The following is a 23419-nucleotide window of genomic DNA, read 5'->3' on the forward strand; positions in this document are numbered from 1 at the left end:
TGCCTCCTCCCAAAGTCGCTGAAAAAAACTCTATGCAAGATGCAAGAATTATACTAGCATTTTTTGATACAAATAGTCTCATTATTTGCGATCAGGGAGGTAAGCAATGGAGATTGGTCAGAAACTAAGTGGTATTTCGCGGCGGGATTTCTTCCGTGTGGCCGGACGCTATGGCATGAGCTCGACGCTGCTAGCAGCAGGCGGGTTCGGCGGCGCGATGAGCCTGGCGAATTTGGCGCAAGCCGCTGAGTCAACCTATGAAAAGCGCTTTTCAAAAGAGCCGAAGCACACGCTGAAATTCGGCGCTTCTGGCTTCAACACCCGCAACCTTCTGATCGAACGCGCCGGAGCCATCGAGTTTGCGCGTGATCTGGAAGAGCGTACGGACGGTGAGATTCGCATTGAGTTCATCGGCGATAACCAAATCTGCGGTCAGCTGAGCTGTGTCGAGAAGACTCAGCAGGGTATCGTCGACATCTATGCAGCCTCAACTCAGAACTCTGCAGGTGGCGCACCCTATCTGAACGTGTTGGACTATGCCTATATGTTCCCAAGCCGCGCAGCGCAGTATCACTTCTTCTACAGCCCCGCGAGCCAGCGCATCCTGCGCGATCCGCTTGAGAAACGGCATGGGCTGAAATTCCTGTTCACCCATTGCGAGTTGCGTGGTCTGCAAATGGGTTCGAACTTTGCCGACAAGCCAACCGTTACCAAGCTGGAAGAACTGTTTGGCACAAAAAACCGTGTAACAGGTACACAGCTGGGCCGGATTGCCATGCAATTGCTGAATCTGAACCCTGTGCCTGTCGCTTGGGAAGAAACCCTGGACGCGTTGAAGACCGGCCTAATTGACGGGGCCGAGACATGGGCCTCAGCCGTGGCCTACGCCAACATGGCACCGGTGGTTTCACAGTCGGTGAACCTGAAGTTCTTCTGCGGTACCGAGCATACCTCGATGTCGGCCAAGGTGTTCGACAGCCTGGGTGGTGATTTGCAGGACGCAGTCATGGAGTCCTCGTATTTTACGCAGGCTCTGATTCAGGGCGCCAATGAAGCTGCATTGTTGAACACGGTTGGCTTCTCAGAGCCGCAATTGCCGAATACGATCTTCGCCGAGAACGGCGTCCGCCCGGCTTTCCTGCCAGACGACCAGATCAAACTGGCCGAAGAGATGTGCGCGCCCAACTACAACCCTGAGCCTTGGGCGCAGTGGCGTGAACGTCTGAATAAATGGGCTGGTGGCATCGATACGTATCAGGAAATCTACGACATCGCGCGTGAAATTCCGGCTGACACTCTGCCCGAAAATGTCGAGCCACGCCGTTGGTGGATGGGCCAAGCCTAATTTAAGCTCTTCAAGAACCGGCCCGTTTGGGCCGGTTCCACAAAACACCGACTGGGAGGACGGGGCTCATGTCATTTTGGGCAGACATAGGCGCTATCTTTAGCGCTCTTCTCACCTTTGATTCATTCGAGATACAATCTGCACTGGAATCCGACGCGACATGGGTTTTGGGCGCAATCGTCGCGGCCTTGGGTGGGCTTCTCATCATGTGGATTTACCAGAAAGTTCCCTTTGTCGAACGCCATTTTGAACGGTCCGTGATGGTCTATTCCTACCTGGCGATTGCCTTCATCATCTTCTGGGGCGTGATTGATCGATTTGTGTTCAACGATCAAGAACCTTGGTCAACGACCATTCCGCCCCTGCTGTTCATGGTGATGGCATGGTTCGGTGCCTCCTACAATGTTCGCCTGCGTACACATCTGAGCTTTAGTGAATTCCGCACCTCCATGCCCCGCGCCGGTCAACTGGCCTGTTTGATCCTGGATGCGGTCCTTTGGTTCATCTTCGCAGTGATCGTCATCGTGACCACCACGCGGTTGGTGGCGCTGTCGGCTTCGAACTTCCAGATTGTCCTGGGGACTGACAACATTATGCAGTGGTGGTTCCTTCTGGCCGCACCGCTTTCGTTCTTTCTGATGGTTGGACGGGTGTTTCAAAACCTCGCCGACGATCTGAACAATTGGAAAACAGGCGAGCCGCTGATCAAGCAAGCCGTGATCGGAGCAGACTGATGACAGATGGAACCATGGTTACACTGATCTCGCTGGGGGTCACCTTCCTTTTCATGCTGGGCGTGCCCGTTCTGCTGGTCATCGGCTACTGGGTCATCGGCTGTTCCTTTGTCCTTGGCCTGACGCTGGACAACATGGGCGCAGAGCTTCTGAATGTTTTCAATAAAGGCTTTGCCCTTCTGGCGATGCCCCTCTTCATTCTGACCGGTGACCTGATTAACAAGTCTGGTATCGCCCGAAGGCTTAGCGACTTCGCCTATGCCTGTCTCGGATGGATACGTGGCGGGCTTGCGATGGCGTCACTGGGCGCTTGCGGATTGTTCGCTGCAATCTCAGGATCAAATTCCGCAACCACCGCTACGATTGGTTCCATGTTGCACCCGGAGATGGTCAAGGGTGGTTATGACGAACGGTTCAGCGCGGCAACCGCTGCGGCGGGCGGCACGGTGGGGATTATCATTCCTCCCTCGATTATCTTCATCGTCTACGGATTCCTGATGAACCTGCCGATTTCTGAGCTGTTCGTCGCAGGTATCCTGCCCGGCGCGCTGATGGTCTTTGGCATGCAGTTTGCCTGCTGGATCATCTGCCGCATGAATGGCTGGGGCCACTTGATCCCGCTGCAACTGAACCGGGTGCTAAAAACCGCGTTCGGAGCTTGGCTTGGCTTCTTCGCCATTGGCCTGGTGCTGTGGGGCATCTACACTGGCAAATTTTCCCCTACTGAGGCGGCGGGCGTGACCGTAGGTTTCTGCGTCATTGCGGGCCTCGTCAGCTATCCGATCAACCGCATCATGGGTGCACGGAACGACATTTCACCCACCGAAAAAACCTTTGCCGAGATGTTCGTGGTCGAAGGGTTCACGATTCCAGAAATCCCTTCGATCGTGATCCGATCGGCTCAGATCACAGGTATCCTGGCACCACTGATCGCAATTTCAGTCGTGATGCAGCAAATCCTGTCTTTGCTTGGCGCACAGGAGACTATCGGCAATTTCGTAACCTCAATGGGTGGCTATTACGCAGTTCTGTTCACCTCAATGGTAATCGTCTTCTTCTCGGGTATGGTGCTGGAAAGCCTGCCGGTCACGATTATCTTGGCCCCAATCTTGGCCCCCATCGCGGCCTCGGTTGGCATTGATCCGATCCACTTCTCGGTGATCTTCCTGGTCGGCGCGTCCATCGGCTTCATCACACCCCCTTACGGGTTGAACCTGTATGTCGCTTCAGGTGTGACCGGAGTGCCCTATTTCCGGCTGCTCAGATACACCGTGCCTTATCTGGTATCTTTGCTGTCAGTATGGATTTTGGTTTCACTTGTGCCCGATCTGGCCTTGATCCTGCTGCCAAATAACTAGACTGTTGCGGGATGGCCCTGACGGAAACACAAGAAAAAGAAACTCAGATCCCGACCAACTTGCGCCTTCTCCTCATACTAGAGGAGGTGGCGCGGCGCGGGGTTGCCGTAAAACCATCTGATCTTATCGACGCATTGGGATTGGCAAAACCAACGGTCCACCGCCTGCTTCAAACCGCCGAGGCCGAAGGGTTTCTACAACGCGATCTGGATGGCCGCTCATACGGCCCCGGCCACCGGCTAAGGTTGCTTTCAGTCAATACGATGTCTTCCGAGCACCTGCGTACGGCGCGTCTGGCGATCTTGCGCAGCGTGGCCGAACAAGTGGGTGAAACCTGCAATCTCGCCACCCCGGACCGCGAAGGCATGATCTATCTCGACCGGATCGAAACCAAATGGCCTTTGCGCATTCAATTGCCCGTCGGTACACAAGTACCCTTTCATTGCACCGCCAGCGGCAAGATGTACCTGTCTACATTGCGGCAAAAAACGCTGGATGGCTTTCTTTCCGCCGGCAATCTTCAACCGCAAACCGAACGCTCTTTGACGGACCCCGACGCTTTACGCTCTGAAATCCAACGTATCGCCGACAACAGGTATTCCACCGATGATGAAGAGTTCATGACCGGGATGACTGCTCTTGCGGTGCCTGTTCAGGATGGGCAGGACAGGTTGGTTGCAACACTTTCCGTTCATGCGCCAACTCAGCGTCATGACGTAGAAAGCCTGATGTCTTTCTTGCAGACTTTGCAGAAAGGCGCGGCTGATCTTTCGGCGCTTCTGGCAGAATGATCCATTTCATAAACACCCATCACGACGCCAGTTGATCTACTGATTTGTCAACGTGAACCGCTGATGGGCCTGATCCACCGATCTGATACGGTGCAGATCAATCGCCGCAATCGATGAGCGAAAGGCCATCAGTTTTGGTTTCATCATCTTTTGACAAACCGACTCAAACGCCAGCAAATCGGAAAATTTCAAAGCCACATATCACGTATACCAGTGTCGCGTTTACAGCTGTGCCTAAAATGTTTCGCTGTCTTTGACAGATTGCATTGAGACATGGGTCGACGTGCTGGCGACGTTAGGCAGGGACGAGATGGTTTTTCCCAGGACTTCGCGAAATGTCCGCATGTTCGATGTACGGATCTTGATCAAGTAATCGAATGCCCCCGCAATCATGTGGCACTGTTCAACCTCTGGCACCTTGCGCACCGCAGCATTGAACGCGGACAAAGCGGGCTCGGTCGTGTCGGACAGCTTGACCTCGACAAAGGCCACTTGCTCCAGGTCCATCTTGGCCGGATTGATGACGGCCTGAAAACCAAGGATGATGTCATCCTCCTGCAAGCGTTTCAGCCTGATCTGGCATGGGGTTTTTGATAAACCAACCCGCACAGACAACTCTGTAACAGGTATTCGACCTTCCCGCGCAAGAATCGCAATGATTGCGCGATCATGGCGATCTAATTGCCTATTCTTGTCCACTATTGCCGCCGTTATGCCTGCATATTTCAGTAATTTCAGTACTTTTTTTTACCTCCATACCCTTCTTTAGGCAACACGAATTCTGGAACTCTGATATCCTACGCGGCAAGCGTCAAAGCGCAAAGAACTCAGGAGAGCTGCAATGTCAGAGTTGGCTACAATCAGGAACCGAATTCGCCAGAACCATTTGCGTGACGAATCCGAGGTTCTGAGAGAACTCACCCAAGCGGCTGAACTGACGGCATCTGATCGTGCAGCAGCGCGCAACCGTGCAATTGCTCTGGTGAAATCGATCCGGGCCGACGACAAACCCGGCTTGATGGAGGTTTTTCTGGCCGAATACGGCCTGTCCACCAGCGAAGGCGTTGCCCTGATGTGTCTGGCCGAGGCGCTGTTACGCGTGCCGGATGCAGATACGATCGACGCCCTGATCGAAGACAAAATTGCACCTTCGGCCTGGGGCCAGCACCTTGGCAACTCCTCTTCCTCACTGGTCAACGCGTCGACATGGGCGCTGATGCTGACCGGCAAGGTTCTTCAGGAAGGCAGCGGCCTTGTTGCGACCCTGAAAGGCGCCGTAAAACGCTTGGGTGAGCCGGTGATCCGCGCGGCTGTCGGACGTGCGATGAAAGAAATGGGGGCTCAATTCGTTCTGGGTCAAACCATCGAAGAGGCGGTTAAGCGCGGCGAGAAGAAAGAAGCGCAGGGTTACACCTATTCTTACGACATGCTGGGTGAGGCTGCACTGACGGCAGCAGATGCAAAGGGGTTCTTTATCGCCTATCAGGACGCCATTGCCGCTCTGGCACGGGAATGCCGCTCCAAGGATATTCGCGAAAACCCGGGCATCTCGATCAAGCTGTCAGCGCTGCATCCCCGCTATGAAGTTGGTCAGAAAGACCGGGTCATGGCCGAGCTGGTGCCGTTGACACTGAAACTTGCACAGCAAGCGAAATACGCCGGCATGGGCCTGAATATTGACGCGGAAGAGGCTGACCGGCTCGACCTTTCGCTTGACGTGATCGAAGCCGTTCTGCGTGATCCATCGCTGGCAGGCTGGGATGGCTTTGGGGTTGTGGTTCAGGCCTACGGAAAACGTGCGTCTCATGTGCTGGACTGGCTGAACGCGCTGGCCACCGAACTTGATCGCAAGATCATGGTGCGTCTGGTCAAAGGCGCCTATTGGGACACCGAAATCAAACGGGCACAGGTCGAAGGGCTTGGCGGGTTCCCCCTGTTCACCCGAAAAGCAGCAACCGATGTCTCCTATATCTGTTGCGCCAAAAAACTGCTTGAGATGACGGATCGCATCTATCCGCAATTTGCCACGCACAATGCACATTCGGTCGCGGCCATTCTGGAAATGGCTGATGACAAGCGCGCGTTTGAATTCCAGCGCCTGCATGGCATGGGGGATTCACTGCACGATCTGGTGCTGGAAGGCGAAGGCACCCGCTGCCGTATCTATGCTCCGGTTGGCGCGCATCGCGATCTTCTGGCCTATCTGGTCCGCAGGTTGCTGGAAAACGGCGCAAACTCTTCCTTCGTAAACCAGATCGTAGATGAGGCTGTTCCGGCCGAAGCCATCGCCACCGATCCGTTCGAAACAATTGCCACCCCCGACCGCAACTCATCTGTGCTGATGCCGAATGCCTTGTACGGGACCGAACGCCCGAACTCGCGCGGTTGGGATTTGCATGACACAACCGATCTGGCAGAGATTGAACAGGCCCGCACCCCCTTCCGAAACACCGTTTGGAATGTCGGCCCGATCATCGAAGGTGAGGTCACCGGTGACCGCGTTCTTGACGTAATCAACCCGGCTGATCACGCGGACAAGCTGGGAACTGCAAAGCAGGCCGCTGCAGAAGACATGGAAACAGCGCTGAGCGCGGCAAAGGCCTGGAGCGCGGATGCCCAAACGCGCGCAGAGGTTCTGAATAAGACTGCGGATCTGTACGAGGAGAACTTCGGCGAAATCTTCGCAGCCCTGACCCGAGAAGCCGGTAAAACCCCGATGGACGCCATTGCCGAGCTGCGCGAGGCCGTCGATTTCCTACGCTACTACGCAGCGCGCGCATTGGAGCTGAACCGCCCGGCGCGCGGGGTGATCGCGTGTATTTCGCCCTGGAACTTCCCTCTGGCGATTTTCTCGGGCCAAATCGCGGCGGCACTTGCAGCAGGTAACGGCGTGATTGCAAAACCCGCCGAACCGACGGCAATCATCGCCTCAATCGGAGTTCGCTTGATGCATCAGGCGGGTGTGCCTATCAGCAATCTGCAATTGATCCCCGGCCGTGGTTCCGTTGTCGGCGCCAAAATGACGTCTGACCCCCGCGTCAACGGTGTGTGCTTCACAGGCTCGACCTTCACAGCCCAGACCATCAACCGCGCAATGAGCCAAAAGATCGAACCCGGTGCCCCGCTGATCGCAGAAACTGGCGGGTTGAACGCCATGATCGTCGACTCCACGGCGCTGCCCGAGCAAGCGATCAAGGACATTGTCGCATCGGCGTTCCAGTCCGCTGGTCAGCGCTGTTCGGCCCTGCGTATCCTCTATGTTCAGGAAGATGTCGCAGATACGGTTCTGGAAATGCTCTATGGCGCGATGGACGAATTGGTCATCGGCAACCCGTGGGATCTACGCACAGATGTCGGCCCGGTCATCGAAAGTGGTGCTCAGAAAGAAATCCTGGACTATATCGAGGTTGCACGCGTTCAGGGCCGTGTCCTCAAACAGCTTGCTGTTCCCAACACAGGCACATTTGTGCCGCCCACCGTTCTGCGCGTTTCGGGTATCGGCGACATGGAAAAAGAGGTCTTTGGCCCGGTCATGCATGTCGCGGCCTTCAAAGCCTCCGAGCTGGACCAGGTTGTCGATGCGATCAACCAAACCGGGTTCGGTCTGACCTTTGGCATGCATTCGCGGATTGATGATCGGATCGAGCAGGTCACATCGCGTGTGAACGCAGGCAACATGTACATCAACCGCAATCAGATTGGCGCGATCGTTGGATCGCAACCGTTCGGGGGCGAGGGTCTTTCGGGAACCGGGCCAAAAGCAGGTGGCCCCTCTTATGTCAAACGCTTTACCCAAGGCACCTCCAGCCAGCTTCCAGCCGAAATCGGAACCATGGCGACACTAGCCGATGTTCAGAAGGTGATTGACGCAACAGCGGCCCCTGAACGACTGGCGCTCAGTACTTCTGAGTTGCCAGGACCAACCGGAGAATCCAACGTTCTGTCGACCTATGGTCGTGGTAAGGTTCTGTGCTTGGGGCCAAATCTTGTTGCAGCGCAGCAGCAGGCGTCGATTGTACGCGCACATGGCTGCGCTCCAATAACGGTCGCACCCGGGGCACAAGGCACCGGAGCAATAGACGGCGTTTTGGATCCGGCTTCTCTGACCGCGCTCCGTGGCTTTGACCTCGTCGTTTACTGGGGATCAGAGGTTGAACAGCGTGCCATAAGAAAAGCGCTGGCAGATCGCGACGGCGCCCTTATCCCGTTGGCTACTGAAAGCGATTTCGGCGAACGCTGCGTAGTGGAGCGCCACGTCTGTGTTGACACCACGGCCGCAGGCGGTAATGCAAGCCTACTTGCAGAGGCCAGCTGATGTTTGTGTTCTCAGGCGGCTAAAGCTACGGCAATGCTTAACAAAGACGATAGATAATCACGCGCCAGACTTAACTCTGTCTGGCGCGTGATCCGCGATACCCACAACACCAAGGTTGAAAATCAGTCGCCGTCAGCAACCCCTTTGGCGCGCGCGACGGCCCGACGCTGACGGTAGCTTGGAAGCAAAACCAGTATGACGGCGATCGCCAGAAGGCCTAAAGTCATCGGCCGCTCCCAAATAAAGCTCATGCCATCATAAAGCTGCATCGCCCGCGAAAAATTGTTTTCAAGCAGCGGCCCAAGGATGAACCCGATCAGCAGCGGCGCCAGCGGATAGTCTGCAAAGCGCAAGATCGTCGCGCAGACGCCGAAGCCGACCAGCATCAGCAGCTCTGTCGCGTTGTTCTGCCCGATATACGCCCCCATCAGCGTAAAGAACAAAATGAACGGGATCAGGAAATTGCGCGGCACCGCCAAAACCTTGGCGATGTAAGGGATCAGCGGCAGGTTCAGGATCAGCAGAACCAGATTGCCCAGATACATCGAAATGATCACGGCCCAGAAAATCTGCGGCTCATCGATCATCAGCCGTGGGCCCGGGCTGACATTCAGGGCGATCAAAGCCCCAAGCAGAATAGCGGTCGTGCCCGACCCGGGAATACCCAGCGTCAACAAAGGCACAAACGATCCGGTACAGGCGGCATTGTTGGCACTTTCCGGTGCGGCAATGCCTTTGATCTCACCCTTGCCAAAGCGTTCTTGTTCTTCCTTCGGTGCAATATTCCGTTCGACCGCATACCCAAGAAACGAGGCAATGGTCGCGCCTGCCCCTGGCAAAACGCCAATAAAGAAGCCTTGAATTGATTGGCGTCCAATCACCGGTGCAATCTTTTTGGCCTCTTCCCGGTCGATGCGCAGATTGCTGATCTTTCCGCTGTCACCATCGCCGGTTTTGGAACGATCGGGATCAAGCACCAGGTAAATCGCCTCGGGCAAGGCAAACATGGCCATCGCAAGCGTAATAAAGCCAAACCCTGATTGCAGGTCCATGATCCCCATGGTGAAACGCGGCGCATTGAACAGAACGCCTTCGCCCACCGTGGCCATGATCAGACCTAAAAACGTCATCAACAGCGCTTTGCCAACCTGTCCTGTACCTGCAAATGCTGCAATGGCGGACAAGCCGACGACCATTAGCGCAAAATACTCTGAGGAATGGAACAGCAACGCCACCGAGGCCAAAGCCGGGGCAAAGACCATCAACAACATCGCCCCAATCGTACCACCCGCAAAGGATGAGATCGCGGCAACGGTCAGCGCCTTACCCGCTTGGCCCGAACGAGCCAGCGGATAGCCATCGAAACTGGTGGCCACTGTCGATGCCACCCCCGGCGCGTTGATCAAGATTGAAGAAGTCGAGCCACCAAAGACTGCGCCGTAATAAACCCCTGCCAGAAGGATCAGTGCCGCCGACGGGTCGCCGATCGTGATTGCGACCGGGATCATGATCGCAATGATCGACATCGGCCCCAAACCCGGCAACATGCCAATGAAGGTTCCGATCAAACACCCACCGATCACCATCAGGATGTTTGTGAGTGTAAAGGCCGTTGCGAGGCCTGTCATAAGTCCCTCAAGCATATCAGCCTCCGTTTGCCATAGCGGTCAGAAATCCGGGGAACGGGCTTAGGAAAATCCCAAGCACTACATCAACAAGATACCAGACAACACCGGCAGCAATACCACCTACAACAGCCATCAGGACGTATCGCCGTTCCCCCAGTATGAAACTGCCAATGCTTAGAAACAGGAAGGTCGACGCCAGAAATCCCAGAGGGCGCAACAGCAGCGCATAGGCTACCATCAGCGCCAGTAACATCACAGCCTGGCCGACCTTGTATTCATGCAGTTTCGCAAGATTGATATCTGCCGGTTTTTCTTTCTCGGGCGTCTTTTCCAAACCCAGAATGATCGAAAGGGCCATCAGAATGGCGCCAATAACCAGCACTTTGGGAAAGCTCGAAGGCCATATCGGGCTGCGCCGCATGATTGGCGGCAGCAAATCATCCATCGTAAAAAAAGCCGCGTAGCCATAGGCCAAACAGATCAAAAGAATGACAAGCGCAATCCAGCGATCCAGTGCCATTTCATCCCCTCCCCAAATTGCTTGAGGCGCCCGGCTTAGGGCCGGGCGCCTTTCTTAGCTGTGAACAGTCGACTTAGAGGAAGCCAAGCTTCTTCATCAGATCGCCGATTTCCTGTTCCTGCTGTTCCAGGAAGGTACGGAAGTCATCACCGTTGTTGTGGATGTCGACCCAGCCGTTGCGATCACGAACTTCCACCCACTCCGGCGTACCGTACATCTGGGTCAAAGCGTCCTGATAAGCCGCCAGCTTGTCGTCAGGCAGACCAGGGGCCGCGAAGAACCCACGCCAGTTGACGAACGCAGTGTCATTGCCCTGCTCTTTCATAGTTGGAGCATCTGGATAGGCGTCCACTCGATCATCCGAGGTCACGCCAATGATGCGCACCTCACCGGCCTTGGCCAGTTCGACCGCCTCAGAGAAGCCGGTTGAGACTGCCTGAACTTCGCCCGACAGCAGGCCTGCCATAGTGGCACCACCGCCATCATAAGGGACGTATTTCATGGCCACGGGATCAGCGCCCGCCGCCTGGAAAACCATGGCTGCAACCAGATGGTCCATCCCGCCGGGAACTGATCCGCCACCAACGGCTGTCGAATTTGGATCAGCATTGAACGCTTCGATCAGCCCGTTCAGGTCCTGAATTGGCCCGTCCGCAGCAACCACCAGCGCCGCATAGTCACCGATCGTTCCGGCCACAAGCGTTAGATCGCGGAAGTTCTGTGGGAACACGCCTGTCAGCGACCGGATCACGATGGGCGTTGAGTTGACCATCAAGGTGCCGTGATTGCTTTCTGCGTTCTCAATCAGATAGCCGATGGCCTTACCGCCACCACCGCCCGACATGTTCTCGTAGCTCGCAGTTCCGACCAACCCCGACTTTGTCAGTGCCTCGCCAGTACCGCGGGCTGTGCCGTCCCAGCCGCCGCCAGCGCCGCCAGGAATGAGAAAGTGAATGCTATCCACGACTTCCTGCGCTTGAGCAAGCGTCGGCGACCCCAGCGACATCGCTGCCACCGCAGCAGCCGCAAAGGTCCGGCGTGTAAGTTGAAATTTTGCCATTGTTTCCTCCCATTGGTTGGCATTTCGTTATTTTTATTAGATCGGATTCTGTGCCACCAGAATTCCGTCTTGATCACAGTAGATGTATTGCCCCGGCTCAAACAGCGTTCCTCCGAAGGCGACAGGAACATTAATTGCCCCAATGCCGCTTTTGCCTGATCGAACCGGCGTCGTCCCAAGCGCTTTGATCCCAAGGTCAAGACGCGCAAGACATTCACTGTCACGAACCGCCCCGTTTATGACGATCCCAGACCAGCCGTTGGCAATCAGCCGTTCTGCCATCATATCTCCCAGCAATGCCGTGCGCAGTGATCCGCCGCCATCCAGAACAATGACACCGCCATTTCCCTGCAAAGTAAAGAGTTTCTCTTGAACCAGCTTGGAATCTTCAGCCGTGACTGCGGTGTGGATACGCCCCGCAAAGCTTCGTTTTGCTCCATAATCCGTGAACTGTTGCCGCACCGGCCAGAGCTTGTTGGGATGTGCATCGCTCAGGTCTGCTGTGGGTTTATCATTCGCATTGATCAAAGCGCACCCTCCGCCAATTCGGCCGGATACAGCACCGCACCCTCCATAAGGCGCCTTTGGGTTCGAAACGTTCCGGCAGATATCGCCTCGAGTCCAGTGGGGCCGGTTTCGACATTGGCGATTGTCGGCAAATTGCCCGACGGGTTGCCGATGCGCAGGTCCCGAGTTGTGGGTTGCGCGATCTTTTGCACCAGCGTGCCCGGTATCTGGGCAGCAACTGCAGTGCACATTGCTCCAGTCAGTGTAATGGCACGATGAAAATTCCCCATCGAGACAAGCCGTACATTCACGTCATGGCTTTCCGCTCCATGCACACGTCCATCAAGGGCCGTGAATTCCTTGGAGTCACCAAGCATGGCGACCTTCGGGCTTGAGCGTCTCACGTCGCCAATGGATGACGCCATCCCCATCGCAACGGCCCCTGTTGCACGGATCTGTTCAACCAGCGCCATGAATTCAGGATCACCATCCAAATCCTGCGGAGGTTCGGTGGCCGTTTTGTTCAGATCCGCAGCACGGCAAAACACCACCGGATTGGCAGCATCGATCAAGGAGACCTCAAGCGCCCCGAACCCGTCGATCTGAAGAACATCAACAACATTACCTGTTGGCAGCAGCATCCCGGTGCCCGCACCACCGGGGGCCAGAAAGTCTATTGTTACCTTTGCCCCAGCCCCGGACACACCGGGAATCTCAAACGAGCCTTCTTCCACTGGGTGACCATCGCACACGGGAAAACGCGCGTGATAAATACTGTCGGTATTGGTGCTGTAGATGCGAACAAGTGCTTCGTTTTGATCCGATGCAACCGGAATTATCCCTTCCTCGACAGCGAAGGGCCCTACACAGGATGACATGTTTCCGCAGGCCGAGCCGTAATCGGCAACCGGCTCATCCACCGCAATTTGTACGAAGGTGTACTCCACATCCGCATCGTTCCGGCTCGACGGTTCAACAATCACCACTTTGGACAGCGAAGAAAGCCCCCCGCCCATTCCGTTCAACTGTCGGCCATAGGGGTCCGGGCTACCCAGGACGTGCAGGAATATGCGATCACGCACCGACTGATCCTTGGGCAAATCTGCACCGTTGAACACAACCGCCTTCGAGGTCCCGCCCCGATAGAATGCCGCCCGCAACCGCTCCGCCATCAGGCCGCCCCCGCCAGAAAACCGCGAAACGCGCGCGGCAACAACCCGCCCTCGGCAAAGGTCGCGCGTTCGCCGTCATTATACAGCCGAAGGTCCAGCGGCGTGGTTTGGGTACGACCATCCTTTCGATGGATGGTCAGAGAGGCTGTGTTCAGGTCCTCACTGAAATCGATATCAAAGGTCTCGGACCCGTCCAGTTGCAGGCTTTTGCGGTCTACACCATCCGGGAAACACAGCGGCGCGATCCCCATATTCACAAGATTCGAGCGGTGAATACGTTCGAAACTTTCTGCGATGACGGCACGAATGCCAGCCAACCAAGGGGCTTTGGCCGCTGTGTCCCGGGAGGAGCCGCAGCCATATTCCTTGCCCCCGATAACGACGAGTTTCTGATCCCGGTCCAGATAGGTTTCGATCGCCTTGAAAATCGATGTTACCTGCCCCCCGGGCTCCACCCTGGTCCAGGACCCTTCTTTGTCGGGGGTCATTTCATTGCGCAGGCGATAGTTCGCGAATGTCGAGCGAATAACAACGTCAGAACAACCGCGTCGGGTTCCGAAAGAATTAAAGTCGCGTTGCGCGACGCCTTGTGCCTCCAAAAACTGGCCCGCTTCTGACTCGGGTGTGATGATACCCGAAGGCGAAATATGGTCGGTTGTCACGCTATCGCCCAGAATGGCCAACGGGCGCAGATCCCGCAGGGGTTCAAGCCCAATCTTGTTGGGGCTGATGTCTTTTACGAAAGGCGGGAAAGAGACATAGGTCGAAGGCTCCCATGCATAGGTCCCTGTCCCAACATCCATGGCATTCCACCGATCGTTGACATCCCCGATGGCCGCGTAATTGTCGCGGAATTCGTCAGGCGTCACGTAGGTCTCAACAATCCGCGTCACCTCATCCGCCGAGGGCCACAAATCATCCAGCATCACGGGGTTGCCATCTTGATCGGTTCCCAGCGGTTCGGTTGTTATGTCTTTCAGGATCGTTCCCATCAAGGCAAAGGCCACAACCAGAGGCGGCGAGGCGATCATGTTTCGCGATGCGAGCGGATGAATCCGCCCGGCAAAATTCCGGTTTCCTGACAAGACCGCAATGCCTCTGACATTATGTGCCTTGATCGCCTCTTCATGCGCGGGGTCGAGTGGGCCGGACATTCCGTTGCAGGTCGAGCAGGAAAACGCGGCAACCTCAAAGCCAAGCGCATCCAACGGATCTTGCAGGCCGCTTTCAGACAGGTATTTGGCCACTACGCGCGAGCCCGGCGCCAACGAGGTTTTGACATGCGGTTTGACAGTCAACCCACGCGCAACTGCGTTGCGGGCGACAAGGCCAGCCAAAACCATGTTGCGGGGGTTCGCTGTGTTAGTGCAGCTGGTAATAGCCGCAATGATCACATCACCATCGCCAATGTCATGTGCCGCATTAGGCACGGGCACTCTGCGCTCAACCTCACCTTCGAAACTCAGGCGGTCCGTTGCCGCCGAGAGGTCGATCCGCTGTTCGGGGCGCGACGGGCCTGAAACCGAGCGGCCAATCTGATCGAGATTGAGTTCGACAACCTGTTCATAGTCAACCGAAGCATCCATACCCTCGACCCACAGGTTCTGCTCTTGGCAATACAGCTCGGCCAGTTTGGCACTGCCGTTGCGACCGGTCTGACGCAGATATCCGATTGTACGCTCATCCACCGGGCAAAATACCATGGTCGAGCCATATTCTGGGGCCATATTGGCAATGGTGGCGCGGTCGGCCACACTCAGTTCAGCATAGCCGCTGCCGAACAGCTCAACGAAAGTGTCGACAACCCCAATCGCACGCAGCTTCTCGGCGATGACCAGCGCAATATCCGTTGCGGTTACATGGTCTGACAGCTTACCCGTGACCTCAAGCCCGACTACGCGAGGCACGTTGACCGGCGTGGTTTCACCGAACAGCAACGCCTCGGCCTCGAGCCCGCCAATACCCCAGCCCATGATCCCAAGCGCGTTTATCATTGGGGTATGGCTGTCAGTGCCCAAGCTAGAATCCGGGATCAGTATATCCGGGTTCTCATTGGACGGCAGAACCGTCTGCCCAAGATATTCAAGGTTGACCTGGTGGCAAATGCCCCCTCCGGGTGGGATAACCCGCAGCTTTGGGAACCTCGCCTCACAGGCTTTCAGAAACGCAAAGCGTTCGCGGTTCACCTCAAACTCGCGATCCATGTTCTTGGTCAGCGCAAGCTTTTCAGCCCAATGATTGATGGACATGGAATGATCGATCACCAAATCGACCGGCAAACTCATATCAACCACGTTCGGGTCGCCACCCACCTCTTCCAAACGGTTGCGCATCGCCATGATATCGATCAGCGCGGGAATACCCAGCATGTCATGCAGCAACATGCGTGCAGGGCGAAACGGAACCGCATCCCCGGCCCGCGCGAGTACGTCCAGCGCCGCTGAACCACCCTCGGAATGACGCGCTGCATTCTCCGCCAAAACCCGCAACGAATAGGGAAGCGTCCGATAGTCGCGCCCCAGCAAGGCACAATAATCCACGGCCCGGAACGACGTATTGGCGATTGGTTTGTGTATAGCGTCTGTCACGGTGGCCTCCAGAATTGCCACCAAGCTAGACAATAGCAAAGAGATACAGCAAGGTTGATCCAGTATTGTTTCATCTGATAGAACGCCATGCCATCGAACAGAACGGAATCCGTCGAGCGTGCCATGTCAATCCTCAGCGCATTTTCGACACAGAACCCCATCATGTCTCTTGCCGAGTTGGCCGAGGAAACCGGGCTGCACAAAAGCACCATCCTGCGCCTAACGAATTCCATGAGCATCTATGGTTTCATCCAGCGTGACGAGGACGGCCGGTTCAGTGTGGGGCCCAGTGTCTGGCGGCTTGGATTGATTTTCCGGCGTGATTTTACCAAGCGCGAACATGTCGCCCCGTCGCTGAAAATCCTGGCTGAAGCGACGGGGGAAACGGCCTCGTTCTATGTGCGCTCTGGCAATGAACGCATTTGTTTATACAGAGAAAACTCACCCAACCTGCTGCGCTTTCACGTCGAAGAAGGCATGCGCCTGCAATTGTCGACCGGGGCCTCAGGGCTGGTGCTGCGACACTTCTCGGGCGAGGATGTTGGTGACCTGGCGAAGTTCAACAAAAACGGCACAGCCAGTTCCGAAGGCCAAACCAATCCAAACATCTCATCGGTGGCCACTCCAGTCTTCGATGCCGAAGGGCACCTCATAGGCGCGCTGACGGTCTCGGGTCTGGCCAATAGGTTCGACGCCGAAACAAGGGCAAACACGATCCCTTTGCTTGAAAGTCTGGCGCGTAGTCTGACCACAAGTTGACGGATATTTCACCAGACAGAACGCAAGGTCGCTCAACTTGCCACACTAACCGGGCTTCGATAGGCATTTGGGTAACGCCACAAGCCGGAGGGCGCGCCGATGATGAACCATGAGATCAACAAAGCATTCCGCGAACGCCTAAACACAGGCAAAGCGGTTCTGATGCCCGGTGCAGCCAACGCCCTGGCCGCACGCGTCATTGATCAGTTGGGATTTGAGGCAGTGTATATTTCAGGTGCGGGCTTGACTAACACCAATCTGGGCATGCCAGATCTGGGCTTTATCTCACTCCCCGAACTTGCGCAGCATACATCGGCCATTCGCAACATCACGGAACTGCCTATCGTGGTCGATGCAGATACCGGGTTCGGCAATGCCCTGAACGTTCATCACACTGTGCGCACATTGGAGCGTGCAGGCGCCAGCGCAATTCAGCTGGAAGATCAGATCAATCCAAAACGATGCGGCCATTTCGCGGGCAAGGATGTTGTCGATATGGTCGAAGCGCGCAACCGGATCAAGGCCGCCGTGGACGCACGTCAGGATCCAAATTTCCTTGTGGTTGGCCGCACGGATGCCTGCGCCACGCAAGGGTTCGATGCCGCGATCGAACGCGCTGAGGCGTTCATCGAAGATGGCGCCGACATCACATTTGTCGAAGCGCCCCAAAGCATGGAAGATATTCGCAGCATCCCAATGCGCTTGAATGGCACTCCGCAATTGATCAATCTAGTCGTTGGCGGCAAAACCCCAATCGTCGACTTTTCGGCACTGGATGAGATGGGCTACGGCCTTGTGCTATATGCCAATGTCGCGTTGCAGGGTGCATTGAAAGGCATGCATGATGCGCTGTCCCTGCTGAAATCAGATGGTCGGATGGACGAAAACGGACCGGTGGCGAGCTTCGAGGTACGGCAGGGCGCAGTTCAGAAAGCCTATTATGACGAAATGGAAAAGCGATACACGGAATGACATCTCGCACTCCGGTTGCTGACCACGTATTTAACTGCACCGAGCTGCAAGTGTCGTCCTGAATCACCAGTTGCTGCACGCCAAATTACAGACCTACAAGCATATCGGGCAACCAGGTTACGACTTCGGGGAACAGAATGATCGCCACCAGCACCAACATCTGCGCCTCGACAAAAGGCAATACCCCGCGATACATTTGGCCATAGGTCATGTCACGTGGCGCGATTGAGCGTAGATAAAATATCAAAAGGGCCATGGGCGGTGTCAGATATGAGTTCTGGATAAAGACCGTTTCTGAAGGTAAATGCCCTTACTGGCCTCGATGTGCCGCTATGAATTTGCAAACAACACAGTTTGAAGGCGTCTCTGGAACAGATTAGCAGGATTGGCTTGGGCCAGGCACACGCCGGCATTTTGAACGGGCTGCGTTCAGAATTGTCACCTGAGGGTTTGGACTGGGCCGAAACGGCTTGTACTGCCATCTGGAAATAGCGGGGTGTGTACCCCTTCAATTCATCTTTGGGCCTCAACAGCACGCTTTGAGGCAATCATCTCAAGCAACTGTTCCTTGGTCCGCCGGATATGCGAGGTCAAAAGCTCGCAGGCGTCTTCCACCTTGCCGTCCCGGGCCAATTGCAGAAGGTCGCGGTGTTCCATCTTTGCCGGTTCACGCTGTTTCATGACACTCAGATGCATCCTAACATAGCGGTCTGATTGCATATTTATGCGGTCCAGCAGCTCTTGGGTGAGCTTGCGATCCGAGGCTGTATAAAGCGCCGAGTGATATTCGTGGTTCAAAATTCCCCATCTACTGACGTCGTTGTCGTCGTAAGATGTTTCCATCTGCTTAAGAATTTCTTCACAGCGGGCGAAGTCGCTGGCATCCATTTTGGGGATGGATCGGCGAAAAAGGTCGACTTCAATCAGGCTGCGCAGATCGAATATCTCTCCGATTTCACTGAGGGAATGTTTGGTGACCGACCCGCCACGATTGTTGGTCCACTGAACAAGACCTTCAGCATTCAGGCGTTTCAACGCCTCTCGGATCGGCATCCGGGACACGTCATAGTCTTCGGCCAGCGCCTCTTGTCGAATTGTTTCGCCTTCTGCCAGCTCGCCGCTGAGGATACGTTCACGCAGGTCATTTGCGATGACGTCTGGAAGGCTTTGCCTTGTGATCGCGCGTTTTCCCGCCATTTCCGCCCTTGCCCAGTTACGCTCTGAAGATACGCGTAGCGACTAGTGGTGGTTTTTCCAAGCAAAGCCGCATATCCGGTATCCTCGCATAGCTTTGAATATTCTAGCTTTTATTTTGTATCCAACATCTTAGCAGATCAAGTGATCAATGCACCGGCACAATCGGACCGGCATTCCTCAGACGCCCCAGGTGTCGGACAGACGGTAGCCCCCGGGCCATGGGTCATCGGGGTCTAACATATGTTGGTGGATACCTGTGATCCAACCTCGGCCACCGATTTCAGGGATGATCGCGTCACGACCACCGACCGTAGCCTTGCCCAGAATGCGACCGGTAAAGCTGGACCCGATGATCGAAGTTGCCTCGAAGGTTTGACCGGGCGCCATTATCCCTTTGGCCGCCATCAACGCCATGCGTGCGGAAACTGCCGTACCTGTCGGCGAGCGATCCACCTTGCCCGGCTGGATGGCGACGGCAGATTTGCTGGTCAACCCGGTCTCTGTAGACGACAGAGGGCCACAAAATGCGCAGAACGAGATATGGTTCCAATCCGGGTTTTCGGGATGCGAGAACCCAAGTTGTTCGTTGGCCGCATTGGTTATGCGCACGCCCGTCCGGGCAATGTCGCGCGCTTCGTGTGCGGCGATCTCAAAACCCAGCGCCTGGGCATCGACCACGACGAAACTGTCGCCCCCATATGCCGTGTCGACTGTGAGTGTGCCCAGGCCCGGAACCTCCAGCGGGACCGAGAGTTTATCCGCAAAGCTAGGCAAGTTCTGCACAAAGATACGTTGTGCCTTGCCTTCACGACATTCTGCCCGCACTCGCACCAACCCTCCAGGCGCTTCAAGCACCATTCGGGTTTCGGGTTCGCGCATGGGAATGATCCCCCCATCCAACAACACCGTTGCAACACAGATCGAGTTTGATCCAGACATCGGCGGCGTGTCTTCCGGCTCCATGATAATCCAGGCGGCATCAGCCTCGGGATGCTTGGGCGGCACCAGTAAATTGACGTGCCGGAACACACCGCCACGGGGCTCGTTCAGCACGAAATTGCGAAGGGTTTGGTCCAGAGAAATAAATCTGCGCTGATCCCAGAGTGTCTCGCCCGGCGGCGGGGCCACGCCGCCTACGATGACATCCCCCACCTCTCCTTCTGCATGGGCAGAAATAACGTGAATCGTTTTGCTGCTGCGCATCTGTCCCTCAATTACCAAGCGACGGGTTGACCTAAAGTGTCGCAAATCGAGGCGTCCTTCGGATTAGAAACGCGTCGACGCGTAAGGCTGCATATCAATCATCGGTTCACTGCCCATCGCCAGATCGGCGACCAGCTCAGCTGTGCCTGCCGATTGGGTCAGCCCCAGATGACCATGGCCAAAAGCGTAAAGAACCTGCGGAACATGGGCCGAACGATCAATGACCGGAAGGCTGTCAGGCAGCGACGGGCGAAAACCCATCCATTGCGTGCCACCGTCTGTGTTCAAGCCAGGTATGAAGCGCTTTGCCTTGTTCAGCAACGTATCAGCCCGTTTGAAGTTGGGCGCCAGTTGCAGCCCCCCCAGCTCGACCGCGCCACCAACGCGCACACCGCCATTGATACGTGACACGACAAAGCCATGCCCGCCAAAAGTCAGATGCGTCCGCAGATCAAAGGCCCCTTCGGGTAGAGTCGTGTTGTATCCGCGCTCGGTCTCCAACGGGATGCGATCTCCCAGGGTTGCGGCCAATCGGTGCGACCATGCGCCTGCACAGACAACGACTTGCCCCGCTGTCAGCTCCCCCGTGCTGGCTGTCACCCTTACTCCGGCTTCAATGGGTGTCAGCGCAGAAACACCCGCAATCTCGATCTGCCCTCCGCGCGATGTGAACTGTTTGGCCAAATGGCTGGTCCAGAGGGCCGGGTCTATGGTGTTCAACCAGGTTGGCGTGAACCCTGCATGGGTGAATCTGCGATCCAGACCCGGCTGAATCTCCGCGATCGCCTCCGGGTTCTCAAGCAGGTCAAAAGGAATACCGTGTTCTTTGCGCAGCTCCCATGTGGGCAGACTGGACCGAAACTCGGCCTCGCTTTCGAACAGCTGCAACTGACCATCGCGCTGGATGAATGCCTCTCCGCCTACATCTGCAACCTGACGCTCCAAAGCGGCACGACAGTGGTTCATCAGCTCTGCCTGCGCATTTAGCGACGCGATATAACGATCCCGCCAGCTGGCCCGCCAAAACCGCAGCATCCATGGAACTATGTTCAGCGCGTAGGAAGGCGGGATCGACAATGGCCCAAGCGGGTCAATCAGCCACTTCGGCGCTTTGCGCATAATCCCTGGCGTGGCCAGCGGTTCGATTTCAGTAAAGGCAAACGCCCCGGCATTGCCTTTCGAGGCCCCCGCCCCAACCCCTTCCCGATCCAGCACCAACACCTGTTTGCCGCGTTTTTGCAATACCAGTGCCGTGCTGATCCCGATCAGGCCTGCTCCGATCACAACGATATCCGGTGGAGTACTAGACTGCATGATTGAGTGCTTTCACATTGCGTTTCCCATAGGGCCAGATTGCTCTGCCCCGAAAGAGCCTATCAAAAGGATATGCCTGCCCGAAACGGGTCTTCTTGCGCGAAAATCAACTTACCTTCCCCCATGACATGGGCCTGCCCGGTCAGGCTGGGAATGACGCCGCCATTTGCGCCCGGTTGATAGCTCAGCCGATAAGGGCTGCCGATAACGCTTTCCTGCACGATCTCTTCACCCGGCGCCAATACCCCATCGGCCGCAAGGCAAGCCAGGCGGGCGGAACTGCCAGTTCCACAGGGCGAACGGTCATATTCATCATCGGGACACAGCACAAAATTACGGCTGTGGATACCTGCGATATCGGATTGTCCCTGCAACACCACATGGTCCACAAGCTCACCTTTTTCGCCCGTCACACCTTGCGCGATGCACGCTTTACGAATGGCGATCGCCAGATCGCTCAGGTCACGGATGTTGCGCGGCTCCACAGCGACTGGACTTGGGTCAACGATAAAGAACCAGTTCCCGCCATAGGCCAAATCACCAGTCACCTGCCCATGGCCCGCAACTTCAACCGCAACAGAGGCCCGCACCCGGCCACTTTCAACATTGGTGACACGCACGGTATTTGCATCTAACAGGTCAACCGAAATCAGACCGGCCGGGGTTTCAAGAATGTGCCTGCCTGGGGCGATCCGGCCCTGATAGGCCAGCGTAACAGCCAGCCCAATAGTGCCATGGCCGCACATGCCCAGAACCGCATCAGAGTCGAAATAGATCACACCTGTTTCACTACCCGGGTCCTGCGGATCAACCAGCAGCGCCCCAACCATCCCAGGCTGACCGCGCGGCTCCAGGAGAACGGATTTGTAGAACGCCTCATGCTCGGTCGCCAGACGGTGGGCACGTTCAGCCAGAGACCCTGAACCCAGATCAGGGCCACCATCCAGGATTACACGTGTGGGCATCCCGCCTGTGTGGCTGTCGATCACATGCATTCAGCGATGATCCCGCCCTGTTTGGACCAATCTTTGAACCAAGCGCGGAACAGGGCATATTGCTGTTCGCAATAGTTGCGTTGCGCGTCCGTCAGTTCGTCTGTTTCATTGAAATGCAAGCGGTATTCCTCTTCACCGTTTAGCACCAGAAGGTATTTGTAGTAGAGCACCAGATCTGTGCCTTCGTCAAAGCTGGCCAGCACTCCAAAAGCCTCTTCCAGTTCCAGCGCACGCTGACGCGCCTCGGCATGACCTACGGCTGCCTTTTGGCATAGCGCCGCCAGCAACAGCGCCTCGCGCGGTAAGGCTGTGCCAATGCCTGTAATCGAACCGGTTGCACCGCAATTGACGAAGCCATGGTAAACCTCGGTGTCCACACCAACCATCAAAGTGACCTGATCATCTTTGGATGTGATGTGTTCTGCTGCATAACGCAGATCGCATTTGCCGCCGAATTCCTTGAATCCCACAAGGCTGGGGTGTTCAGAGCGCAGTTCCAGAAACAGATCGGCACGGGTTGCAAAGCCATAGACCGGGCTGTTGTAGATAATTGCAGGTATATCCGGAGCCGCTGACAGGATCGCCTTAAAATGGTTCCTCTGTGCCGCAATCGACAAGCCGCGCGACAGCACGCGCGGGATCACCATAAGCCCGGCCGCCCCGACTTTTTGCGCATGTGCCGCCAGAGCAACCGCAGATTTGGAATTGATCGCACCAGTTCCGACGACAACGGGCAGCCCGGCGTCGATCAAACGCTCAACCCCTTCCATGCGCTCGGCATCAGACAGCAACGGCCAATCGCCCATCGAACCGCAATACACAACAGCCGACATTCCAGCCGCGATCATTTCCTTGCCCTTTTTCACCAGCGCATCAAAATCCGGTGTCCGATCCGGTTCGCACGGGGTCATCAGGGCCGGCATCGTGCCGGTAAAAATGTTCTGGGACATGAACGTAACCT

At 56.1% G+C, this 23419-nt stretch carries 20 protein-coding genes; 7 read left to right on the plus strand and 13 right to left on the minus strand.

What is annotated here, in order from left to right; translation table 11 throughout:
- Positions 1-106: 106 nt before the first annotated feature.
- The 4 genes from ACR0KG_RS11045 to ACR0KG_RS11060 all read left to right on the plus strand — a co-directional run bounded on the left by ACR0KG_RS11045 (position 107) and on the right by ACR0KG_RS11060 (position 4228).
- Positions 107-1345, plus strand: coding sequence for a TRAP transporter substrate-binding protein (locus ACR0KG_RS11045; protein ID WP_480549788.1), 1239 nt, complete (start codon positions 107-109; stop codon positions 1343-1345).
- A gap of 68 nt (positions 1346-1413) precedes the next feature.
- Positions 1414-2079, plus strand: a complete 666-nt coding sequence (locus tag ACR0KG_RS11050; RefSeq protein WP_480827276.1) for a TRAP transporter small permease — start codon at positions 1414-1416, stop codon at positions 2077-2079.
- The gene (locus ACR0KG_RS11055; RefSeq protein ID WP_353009741.1) at positions 2079-3437 is read left to right on the plus strand and encodes a TRAP transporter large permease; all 1359 of its coding nucleotides are present in this window, start codon (positions 2079-2081) and stop codon (positions 3435-3437) included. The genes ACR0KG_RS11050 and ACR0KG_RS11055 overlap by 1 nt, the downstream gene beginning before the upstream one ends.
- A gap of 11 nt (positions 3438-3448) precedes the next feature.
- A complete protein-coding gene (locus ACR0KG_RS11060; RefSeq protein WP_480827277.1) occupies positions 3449-4228 on the plus strand; it encodes an IclR family transcriptional regulator in 780 nt (259 codons plus the stop codon).
- Between the two features lie 234 nt (positions 4229-4462).
- On the opposite strand, the gene ACR0KG_RS11065 is transcribed toward ACR0KG_RS11060, so the two are convergent.
- A complete protein-coding gene (locus ACR0KG_RS11065) occupies positions 4463-4927 on the minus strand; it encodes an Lrp/AsnC family transcriptional regulator (protein WP_480827278.1) in 465 nt (154 codons plus the stop codon).
- A 142-nt stretch (positions 4928-5069) separates the two neighbouring features.
- On the opposite strand from ACR0KG_RS11065, the gene putA reads away from it, so the two are divergent.
- A complete protein-coding gene (gene putA, locus ACR0KG_RS11070) occupies positions 5070-8543 on the plus strand; it encodes a bifunctional proline dehydrogenase/L-glutamate gamma-semialdehyde dehydrogenase PutA (RefSeq protein ID WP_480827279.1) in 3474 nt (1157 codons plus the stop codon).
- A 122-nt stretch (positions 8544-8665) separates the two neighbouring features.
- Here the strand turns inward: putA and ACR0KG_RS11075 are convergent, their stop codons facing one another.
- The 6 genes from ACR0KG_RS11075 to acnA form a co-directional block, all read right to left on the minus strand.
- Positions 8666-10186 (minus strand): tripartite tricarboxylate transporter permease, encoded by a 1521-nt coding sequence (locus ACR0KG_RS11075; protein WP_480827280.1) that lies wholly within the window; start codon positions 10184-10186, stop codon positions 8666-8668.
- A gap of 1 nt (position 10187) precedes the next feature.
- Entirely contained in the window at positions 10188-10691 is a 504-nt protein-coding gene (locus ACR0KG_RS11080; protein ID WP_480827281.1) for a tripartite tricarboxylate transporter TctB family protein, read from the minus strand.
- Positions 10692-10764: 73 nt separating this feature from the next.
- A complete protein-coding gene (locus ACR0KG_RS11085; RefSeq protein ID WP_480827282.1) occupies positions 10765-11751 on the minus strand; it encodes a tripartite tricarboxylate transporter substrate binding protein in 987 nt (328 codons plus the stop codon).
- A gap of 36 nt (positions 11752-11787) precedes the next feature.
- Positions 11788-12279 carry a ribonuclease E activity regulator RraA gene (rraA, locus tag ACR0KG_RS11090; RefSeq protein WP_480827283.1) on the minus strand — a complete coding sequence of 164 codons (492 nt, stop codon included), beginning with the start codon at positions 12277-12279 and terminating at the stop codon, positions 11788-11790.
- Complete coding sequence (locus ACR0KG_RS11095; RefSeq protein ID WP_480827284.1) at positions 12276-13430, minus strand: PrpF domain-containing protein; 1155 nt, start codon at positions 13428-13430, stop codon at positions 12276-12278. Before ACR0KG_RS11095 ends, rraA begins: the two co-directional genes overlap by 4 nt.
- A complete protein-coding gene (acnA, locus tag ACR0KG_RS11100) occupies positions 13430-16018 on the minus strand; it encodes an aconitate hydratase AcnA (RefSeq protein WP_480827285.1) in 2589 nt (862 codons plus the stop codon). The genes ACR0KG_RS11095 and acnA overlap by 1 nt, the downstream gene beginning before the upstream one ends.
- Positions 16019-16105: 87 nt before the next feature.
- Between acnA and ACR0KG_RS11105 the strand changes: the two genes are divergently transcribed.
- Positions 16106-16777: an IclR family transcriptional regulator gene (locus ACR0KG_RS11105; protein ID WP_480827286.1), complete on the plus strand. Its 672-nt coding sequence runs from the start codon at positions 16106-16108 to the stop codon at positions 16775-16777.
- Between the two features lie 99 nt (positions 16778-16876).
- Positions 16877-17749 carry an isocitrate lyase/PEP mutase family protein gene (locus tag ACR0KG_RS11110; RefSeq protein ID WP_480827287.1) on the plus strand — a complete coding sequence of 291 codons (873 nt, stop codon included), beginning with the start codon at positions 16877-16879 and terminating at the stop codon, positions 17747-17749.
- 85 nt (positions 17750-17834) lie between these two features.
- Here ACR0KG_RS11110 and ACR0KG_RS11115 read toward each other — a convergent pair whose 3' ends face one another.
- From ACR0KG_RS11115 to ACR0KG_RS11140, 6 genes are all read right to left on the minus strand, one after another.
- On the minus strand, positions 17835-18032 hold the full coding sequence (locus tag ACR0KG_RS11115) for a TRAP transporter large permease subunit (RefSeq protein ID WP_480544773.1): 198 nt from the start codon (positions 18030-18032) through the stop codon (positions 17835-17837).
- Positions 18033-18262: 230 nt separating this feature from the next.
- Positions 18263-18946 carry a GntR family transcriptional regulator gene (locus ACR0KG_RS11120; protein WP_480544553.1) on the minus strand — a complete coding sequence of 228 codons (684 nt, stop codon included), beginning with the start codon at positions 18944-18946 and terminating at the stop codon, positions 18263-18265.
- A 177-nt stretch (positions 18947-19123) separates the two neighbouring features.
- The gene (locus ACR0KG_RS11125) at positions 19124-20149 is read right to left on the minus strand and encodes a trans-3-hydroxy-L-proline dehydratase (protein WP_480827288.1); all 1026 of its coding nucleotides are present in this window, start codon (positions 20147-20149) and stop codon (positions 19124-19126) included.
- 63 nt (positions 20150-20212) lie between these two features.
- A complete protein-coding gene (locus ACR0KG_RS11130) occupies positions 20213-21463 on the minus strand; it encodes an NAD(P)/FAD-dependent oxidoreductase (protein WP_480827289.1) in 1251 nt (416 codons plus the stop codon).
- 62 nt (positions 21464-21525) lie between these two features.
- On the minus strand, positions 21526-22458 hold the full coding sequence (locus ACR0KG_RS11135; RefSeq protein WP_480549813.1) for a 4-hydroxyproline epimerase: 933 nt from the start codon (positions 22456-22458) through the stop codon (positions 21526-21528).
- Entirely contained in the window at positions 22449-23408 is a 960-nt protein-coding gene (locus ACR0KG_RS11140) for a dihydrodipicolinate synthase family protein (protein WP_480827290.1), read from the minus strand. The genes ACR0KG_RS11135 and ACR0KG_RS11140 overlap by 10 nt, the downstream gene beginning before the upstream one ends.
- Positions 23409-23419 lie beyond the last annotated feature (11 nt).

Source organism: Ruegeria sp. H4 (genome assembly GCF_056533065.1).